Origin of the sequence: Candidatus Pelagibacter communis (assembly GCF_001180025.1) — a bacterium.
Taxonomy (GTDB): domain Bacteria; phylum Pseudomonadota; class Alphaproteobacteria; order Pelagibacterales; family Pelagibacteraceae; genus Pelagibacter; species Pelagibacter ubique_A.
Genome location: NZ_CVSK01000003.1, coordinates 1 through 8,858 on the forward strand (window position 1 = coordinate 1; position 8,858 = coordinate 8,858).

Annotated in this window: 8 protein-coding genes; 4 read left to right on the top strand and 4 right to left on the bottom strand. The window is 27.9% G+C overall.

The genetic code is table 11. The annotated features are described in order from the left end of the window. The 4 genes from mnmG to AMN83_RS00040 form a co-directional block, all read left to right on the top strand. Positions 1-1,697, top strand: a 1,697-nt coding sequence (mnmG, locus tag AMN83_RS00025) for a tRNA uridine-5-carboxymethylaminomethyl(34) synthesis enzyme MnmG (protein ID WP_075503348.1), incomplete at its 5' end; no start/stop codon positions are given. Beyond that, positions 1,697-2,341: a 16S rRNA (guanine(527)-N(7))-methyltransferase RsmG gene (locus AMN83_RS00030; protein ID WP_075503350.1), complete on the top strand. Its 645-nt coding sequence runs from the start codon at positions 1,697-1,699 to the stop codon at positions 2,339-2,341. The genes mnmG and AMN83_RS00030, both read left to right, overlap by 1 nt. After that, on the top strand, positions 2,342-3,136 hold the full coding sequence (locus tag AMN83_RS00035) for a ParA family protein (protein ID WP_075503352.1): 795 nt from the start codon (positions 2,342-2,344) through the stop codon (positions 3,134-3,136). Next, a complete protein-coding gene (locus AMN83_RS00040; RefSeq protein ID WP_075503354.1) occupies positions 3,136-3,978 on the top strand; it encodes a ParB/RepB/Spo0J family partition protein in 843 nt (280 codons plus the stop codon). The genes AMN83_RS00035 and AMN83_RS00040 overlap by 1 nt, the downstream gene beginning before the upstream one ends. Here AMN83_RS00040 and holA read toward each other — a convergent pair. From holA to AMN83_RS00060, 4 genes are all read right to left on the bottom strand, one after another. Next, positions 3,975-4,958, bottom strand: a complete 984-nt coding sequence (gene holA / locus AMN83_RS00045; protein WP_075503356.1) for a DNA polymerase III subunit delta — start codon at positions 4,956-4,958, stop codon at positions 3,975-3,977. The genes AMN83_RS00040 and holA overlap by 4 nt on opposite strands. Positions 4,959-4,960: 2 nt before the next feature. Next, a complete protein-coding gene (locus tag AMN83_RS00050; protein WP_143323616.1) occupies positions 4,961-5,278 on the bottom strand; it encodes a hypothetical protein in 318 nt (105 codons plus the stop codon). 132 nt (positions 5,279-5,410) lie between these two features. After that, complete coding sequence (gene leuS, locus AMN83_RS00055; protein WP_075503360.1) at positions 5,411-7,948, bottom strand: leucine--tRNA ligase; 2,538 nt, start codon at positions 7,946-7,948, stop codon at positions 5,411-5,413. A 16-nt stretch (positions 7,949-7,964) separates the two neighbouring features. Continuing rightward, positions 7,965-8,528: a DUF3576 domain-containing protein gene (locus AMN83_RS00060; protein WP_075503361.1), complete on the bottom strand. Its 564-nt coding sequence runs from the start codon at positions 8,526-8,528 to the stop codon at positions 7,965-7,967. Positions 8,529-8,858 lie beyond the last annotated feature (330 nt).

Genomic DNA, 8,858 nt, shown 5'->3' on the forward strand with positions numbered 1-8,858 from the left:
AGGTTAGGGAAATCGATGCTCTAGATGGTGTTATGGGAGATGTAGCAGACAAATCAGGTATACAATTTAGATTATTAAATAGGAGCAGAGGACCAGCAGTCAGAGGACCTAGAACCCAATCTGATAGATCACTTTATCGTAAATATATGCAAGAAAAATTGCTAAACTATTGTAATTTAAGTGTTTTTTCTGATCCTGTCGTAAAGTTTATTTTTAATAAAAATTCTATAAGTGGATTTGAAACTAAAGAAGGTAAGAAAGTTTTATCTAATAAGATAATACTCACAACAGGCACTTTTTTAAATGGTTTGATTCATATAGGCGATGAAAGAACTCCTGCTGGTAGATACGATGAAAAAGCTTCTACAGGTTTAAGTGAACAATTAGCTAAATATGATTTTAAAATTGGAAGATTAAAAACTGGAACTCCACCAAGACTAGATTCAAGAACAATCAATTTTGAAAACTTAGAAGAACAATTTGCAGATGACGATCCTTATTTTTTTTCATTCTTAACAAAAAAAAATTTTAACAAACAAGTTTCCTGCCGAATGACGTACACAAATGAGAAGGTTCATAAAATTATAGAAAACAATTTATCTAAGAGTGCTATGTACTCAGGTAGCATAAAAGGAGTAGGTCCAAGATATTGTCCATCCATAGAAGATAAGATAGTAAAATTTGCAGATAAAGTTCGTCACCAGATATTTTTAGAACCAGAAGGTCTAAATGATCACACAATTTACCCAAATGGTATCTCCACATCACTTCCAGCTGAGGTGCAACAAGAAATATGTAATAATATCAACGGTTTAGAGAATGTTACTATATTAAGACCAGGATATGCAATAGAATATGATTATATAGATCCACGTGAACTATTCTTAACCCTTGAAACTAAGAAGATAAGCAATCTTTATCTTGCTGGCCAAATTAACGGAACAACAGGATATGAGGAAGCTGCAGCACAAGGACTTATAGCAGGAATAAATGCTGGCTTGTCTGTTAAAAAATTAGAACCATTCATACTTGATAGATCAGACGCATATATTGGAGTAATGATCGATGATTTGGTTACTAAAGGAGTAGCTGAACCATATAGAATGTTTACATCAAGAGCAGAATATCGTTTAAGTTTGAGATCTGATAATGCTGATCAAAGATTAACTGCAAAGGGAATTGATATTGGTTTAATAGGTGAAGAGAGAAAAGATGCATATTTGAGTAAATTTGAACAAATTAGACAAATAAATTTAAAAATGAGCGAATCTAGGATTTCACCATCTAAAGCAGAGAAATTTGGAATAAAAATAGCAAAAGACGGTATATTGAGGTCCTCTAGCGAGGTTTTAACTCAAAAAGGGGTTAATATGTCTAAAATTAGGGAAATATGGTCTGAGATACCTTTTTTTAGCAAGGAAATTGATGAACAAGTAGAAATAAATGCTCATTATAGAGGTTACTTAAAGAAACAAAAAGCAGATATTTTAGCATTTAAGAGGGATGAAAATCTGGTTATACCTGATAAAATCAATTACGATGGACTTTCAGGTTTGTCTAATGAGGTAAAAGCTAAATTTAAGGAAATAAAGCCAAAAACTATGGGTCAAGCTTTAAGAATAGATGGAATTACTCCAGCAGCTGTATATATTTTGTTGTCACATGTTAAAAGAAAGTCTATTAAGCATATAGCTTAATGGATCAAGAAATTTTAAATTCTTATACTAGAATCAATCACTTAAATGTTTCACGTGAAACATTTTTGGACTTTGAAAACTATATATCCATGATTCTTGAAAAAAATAAAAAAATCAACATAATCAGTAGAAATACAGCATCAAAAAAAGCTATAATTGACCGTCATATTATAGATTCTGCACAAATAATTGATTTTGTTGACTTAAATAGCAATACAACCACAGATATAGGTTCAGGAGGCGGGATGCCAGGCATAATTGTTGCAATTATACTAAAAAATATGAAAAATAATATGAATGTACATCTTTATGAAAAAAGCCATCATAAAAGCCATTTCTTGAGAGAGGTTTCAGAAAAATTAAACTTAAACACAAAAGTTTTTCAAAAAAATATTTTTGAAATAAAAAATTTAGAAACAGGAACAATAATGTCGAGAGCATTCAAACCAATGCCAGTTGTCTTAGACTTAGTATATGAAAACTTTTCTAAATATAAAAATTTAATTTTTTTTATGGGAAAGAATGGAAAAAAAATTTTTGAAAATTCTAAAAAAAATTGGAATATGGAATACAAGGAAAAAAAAAGTTTAACTAATGAAGATTCGTTTTTAATAAATATTAAAAAAATAAAAAAAAAAAATTAAATGCAAATTATTTCTGTCATTAATCAAAAGGGTGGAGTAGGAAAAACTACTACGGTAATAAATCTAGCAGCAGGATTGTCTCAACTTAATAAAAAAATTTTAGTCATAGACCTAGATCCACAAGGTAATGCAACAACAGGTCTTGGATTATCCAATATGGGTAATTCAAGCGATACAATTTATGGTGTATTGAATGGAACCAATGAAATTGAAGCAGTAATTCAAAAAACGCAGTTTGAAAATTTAGATATTATAACTTCTAATGTGGATCTATCAGGGCTTGAGGTAGAGACTGCAGATGATAGCAATAGAGCGTTTATATTAAAGGCCAAATTAACTGCATATTCAAACGATTCTAGAGGATCTTATGATTATGTTCTGATTGATTGCCCACCTTCTTTGAGCCTCCTAACAGTAATGGCACTAGTATGCTCCAACTCTCTATTAGTACCGCTGCAGACAGAATTTTTTGCTCTAGAAGGCCTAACTCAATTAATGAAAACAATTGAGAGGATCAAAGTAAGTTTAAATCCAGATTTAAAAATCAGAGGTATACTTTTAACGATGTATGACAAAAGAAATAAGCTATCTTCTCAAGTTGAGAAAGAAGCAAGAGATTATTTTAATGAAAAAGTTTATTCTACAGTAATCCCGAGAAATGTCAGATTGTCAGAAGCCCCATCACATGGCATGCCAGTTTTGATTTATGATAAAACTTGCCCGGGTAGTAAATCATATTTTAGTTTCACTGATGAGTTTATGAATCAAGAGTCACCAATAGGGAGCGCAGCTTAATGGATAAAGTCAAGAAGGGGTTAGGAAGAGGTTTGTCATCATTAATTGGCGAAACAAAACTAGAGTCTCAAACAAATAAGTTAGCCATAAGTGATTTAGTTCCAAATAAATATCAGCCAAGAAAAATATTTGATGAAACCAACTTAGAGGAATTAACCAATTCGATTAAAGAAAGAGGCATGATTCAGCCCATTATAGTAAGAAAGTCGAATGATGATGTAACAAAATTCGAGATAATAGCTGGTGAAAGAAGATGGTTAGCAGCTCAAAGAGCTGGTCTTCATGACGTGCCTGTAGTAATTACTGAGGCAGATGATTTAAAATCTTTGGAGTTTGCAATTGTAGAAAATGTTCAAAGACATGATTTAAACCCATTAGAGGAGGCTCAGGGATATAAAAGACTGATAGACGAATTTTCTTACGATCAAGAAAAAGTATCAAAATTTATTGGTAAAAGTAGGAGTCATATCACTAACTCATTAAGACTTTTAACTTTACCAGACGATGTAATTAAGCTTATAGAAACTCAAAAAATTACGGCTGGCCATGCTAAAGTTTTAGTTGGTCTTAATAATGCTAGTTTTGTTGCTGCTAAAATTATTGAAAAAAAACTTTCTGTTAGACAAGTTGAAAATTTTGTAAAATTATTTAAAAATAAAAAAATAAAATCAAGTTCTATCAAAGATCCAAACATTATTTCATTAGAATTATCTATATCTAATAAAATTGGTTTAAATGTAGATATACAAAATAATAAAAGAAACAAAGGAAAAATAGTTTTTGAATATAAAGATTTAGATCAATTAAATAAAATTATTGAGATTATTAAATCTAATTATTAATTTTCAAATTTTTTATCTAAAATAAAGTCTATAATTAAATTAATTGCTATACTGAAATTTTTTTTAATAAGAAGTTCCACTTCGTTTAATTTGTAAATTAGTTTTTGTATTTTTTTTGGGTTCCATTTATAAATTTGTTGTTTAGTTATTTCCTTATCTTTCCAGAATATTGGTGGTTTCGCTGATGATATAGTTAATTCAATATTTTTATTTTTTTCATAGTTTTTGGAAAGATTTAACAACTTTTTTGCTTTGATGATAAATGTTTTGGTAATTAGCATACAATCTTCATTACTAAAGTTATTTTCATTTAAAATATTTTTTATTTTTTTATCGTTTTGAGCTAAAAAATTATCTGCAAGCTCTGCAATGTTGTGATTTTCAATTAAATTAATTAATTTTGAGATATTTTCTTCTGTAACCGACTTTCCATTCTTACAATATATATTAATCTTATTTAATTCATTAAAAAGTACTTCTCTGTCACCCTTACATTTATTAATAATTAAATTTATTATTGAGGATGAGATTGCAATTTTTTTATCTCTAAAAAAATTATATGCTAGCTTTATTAGTATCTGATCAGTATCTGGATAAAAAGGCATACAAATATAATTTTTGTCTTTTTCGAATTTTGATCTTATTTTTGATTTTTTTTCTAAATTATCTGCAATTAGAATTATAATTGTATCTTTTATTCTTTCTGGTTCAATTTTTTCAATAACACTTAAAAATTTATCAGTAATTCTTTTTATAATTATAAATTTTTTATCATCAAATAAAGACCCAGAAAAAATATTTTCAAAAAGGATATTCTCATCATCAATAATTTCGTTTTGCTCATAATTTAAAAATTTATTTTTATCTTTATCAATACCTTTTATTATTTCTTTTTTATGACCTTCATTTTTTCCATAAAGAAGTAGAATCTTAGATTTCTTAAAATCAATAGTATTGATTTTATAGGGTTTTATGATCATTTTTAACTGACAATTTTCAAAATAAACTTTTCTAATTGTGAATTTATAAAATTATTAATTATAGTATTTTCATACTTATTAAACTCAAACTTATTACTCATACTAGATGTTTTTATTTCTTCTCTAAATGTATATATTTTATTTTCACCATCTATCTTTTCAAATTCAATTTCCATTTTTATTAAATAATTTGTAACTTCACCTTTTTTATTTTTTGATAATATATCTTTTAAATAATATGTTTTTATATTTATAAATATATTTTTTTCTCTGGAAATATTTTCATATTTTTTGATTTGTGAATTAACAATATTATTCATTATATCATCCCCAGTAATTTTGTTTATCTTCAAATTAAAATTTATATTTGATTGATTAGAATAAATTGGACTATAGCCACAACTTGATAGAGAAAAATACACTATAAGAAGTAATATAATTTTTTTTTTCATTTAAATAATCAAATTTATAATTTTATTTTTTATAAAAATTTGTTTTTTAATTATTTTGTTTTCTAAATATTTATTTAATTTTTCATCTTTTTTGACTAAACTCAATAATTCTTTCTCGTCTGTATCTTTTTTTAAGTTTAACAGTCCTCTTTTTTTTCCATTAATTTGAATTACAATAGTGACACTTTCATTTTCTATAAACTTTTGATCAAACGTTGGCCATTTATTGCTATTCTGACTTTGTATAATTTCTAAACATTCATTAGCAAAATGCGGTATTACAGGCGACATTAAAATTAATATATCTTTATAATTTTTTTTTAGCGTTTTTTTCGTATAATCATTCTCTATTTGTTTTGAAAAAAAAGTGTGCATTTCATGCAAATTGGCGACAATTTTATTGTAACTAAAATTTTCAAGATTTTCAGTTACTTTTTTAATCAATTTATTTGTAAATTTTTCAACTTCTTGATCATGATCTTTTTTATGATCTTTTTGAATTTCCTTTAAAATTTTTGAATTAAAATTCCATAATTTCTGAATAAATTTAAAAGAAGAAACTATTCCTTCCTCTGACCACTGCACATCTTTTTCTGGAGGACTATCAGATAAAATAAATAATCTTGCTGCATCAGCTCCATAATTTAAAATAATATTTTCAGGATCAATTGTATTTTTTTTAGATTTAGACATTGACTCTGAAGGGCCAACTTTTATCATTTTAGACTTATCGCTTTTTAGATATTTTTTTCCATCGATAGTTTCTATTTCCTCTGGGCTAACCCAGTTATTATCTGGATCTTTATATGTTTCGTGACATACCATTCCCTGAGTAAATAAGCCATAAAATGGCTCTTCTAGATTAAAATTTTTGTTGTTATACGAAATAGCTTTCATAAAAAATCTTGAATAAAGAAGATGTAAAATTGCGTGCTCAACCCCACCAATATATTGATCAACTGGCATCCAATAATTTATGTCATCTTCTTTAAAGCCGTGATTATTTTCGTATGGTGAGCAAAATCTTAGAAAATACCAAGAAGAACAAACAAAAGTATCAAGAGTGTCAGTTTCTCTAGTTAGTTTTTTTCCATCAATGGTAATTTCTTTCCAATCTTTTTGACTATCTAGTGGATTTCCTTTGACTTTGAGTTCAATATTTTCTGGGAGCTTTACAGGCAACATTGATTTTGGAATGGGATGAACATTTCCCTTTTCATCATAAGCAACAGGAATTGGACATCCCCAATATCTCTGTCTAGAAACACCCCAATCTTTTAATCGATAATTAATTTGTTTCTTTCCTATTTTCTTTTCTTCTAAAATTTTTATTGTTTCAATTACAGAATTATCTGGTGCTTCAAGGCCATTTAAAAAATTAGAATTAATTAAAATACCTGGTCCTGGATAGGCTTCATCTTTAACCTCAAAGTCATCATTTTCATTAAAAGGTTTAACAACTGTTTTAATTTCTAATTTATATTTTTTAGCAAAATCAAAATCTCTTTGATCGTGAGCTGGGCAACCAAATACTGCTCCAAAGCCATAGTCCATTAAAACAAAATTAGCAAAAAATACTGGTACCTTATGCTTCGGGTTTAAAGGATTTGTTGCAACTAGATTGGTTTTAAAACCAATTTTATCTCCAACAGCTATTGCTTCTTCTGTTGTTCCTGTTTTTGAGCATTCTTCTTTAAACTTTAAAAAATCATTGTTATCGCTGTAAAACTTTGAAATTTCATGATCAATTGATAAAGCTAAAAAAGAAAAACCAAAAAGTGTATCAGGTCTTGTAGTAAAACATTTGATATTGTCTACAGGTAAATCTCCTTCAACTTTGAAATTTATCTCACTTCCGAATGATTTTCCGATCCAATTTTTTTGCATCACTTTTACTTTGTTTGGCCAAGAATTTAGATTATCGAGCCCATCTAAAAGATCCTGAGAAAACTTTGATATATTAAAGAACCACTGACTTAATTTCTTCCTTTCAACGGCAGCACCAGATCTCCAACCTTTTCCGTCTATTACTTGTTCATTTGCAAGAACAGTTTCATCTACTGGATCCCAATTTACATAATTCTCTTTTCTATAAACTAATTTTTTTTCAAGAAGATCTAAAAAAAAAGCTTGTTGATGCTTATAATACTCTGGTGTACAAGTTGAAATTTCTCTATCCCAATCAATAGAAAGACCTAATTTTTTTAATTGTGATTTCATCGCTAAAATATTCTTTTCAGTCCATGTTTTTGGATCTAAATTGTTTTGTCTAGCAGCATTTTCTGCAGGCATTCCAAAGGAGTCCCAACCCATTGGGTGTAAAACATTAAAACCTTGTAAACTTTTAAATCGTGCTAATACATCACCTATGGTGTAATTTCTTACATGACCCATATGAATTTTACCTGATGGATAAGGAAACATTTCAAGGCAATAAAATTTCTTTTTACTTTTATCAGTTTTTGTTTTGAAAGTTTTATTTTTCGCCCAAAGGTTTTGCCATTTTTCTTCGATAGTTTTAAAATTATATCTATCCACAAATTTGCTTTTACTGTTAATCTTTTGGATCTGAAATTACATAGGGCTGATAATTCTCATCATCATTTTGTTTTTTATACACGGCAGCAAGTTTAAGAATTTCTTTTTTTAATTCTCTTGATAAAGGACCACTTTTTTCATTAACTATGCACTTATTAGAACTATCACAAGTTTTATAAAAAATTTTGATATTTATAGCATCAGACCTAACTTCATTAGTTAAAAAACGAATTGTTATTTTAATACTCTCATCTAAGTTTCTTTCGTCTGAATACCAATCAGTTATAATCATACCACCACTGTAATTAGCTGAAGCTAATGGCATAAAGTCAATAACGTCAAGAGACGCTTTCCAAAGTGCATTTGAACTTGCAAATTGAAAATCCCCACCTCTATTGTTTCCACCTCCAAGACTATTACTTAAACGAAAACCCTTACCTTGTTCTAGATTTCTTTTTACTCTTTCTTTTGGATCATAAGGAATTTTCCTTGCATCAGATCCTGGTAATTTCCCATTTTTACAGGCTGAAACTAAAAATATCAGAGATATTAAAATCATTATTTTAGTGATGAATGTCATATGTACTTTTTTATAATATGGCAATTATATATAGTAAAAATAAGATTAATCGAAAAAAAATAGAGAAATAGGGCTTTTTTAGTGTTGTAAAAATACAACATAAATTATTTAATTAATTTAATTAAGCTCTAAAAACTTAAATAATCCAACAAAAATGCTAAAAAACCCACGTTTATTATTAATAATAAAACTAAATAAAAGGAGTAATTAATATGAACAACTTTAAAAAAATAGGTTTGACTGCTTTAGGTACGTCTCTTATTGCTTCATCAGCTTATGCTGGTGCTTTAAGTGTATCTGGTAGTGCAAGCATTACTTTCTCTGGTAACG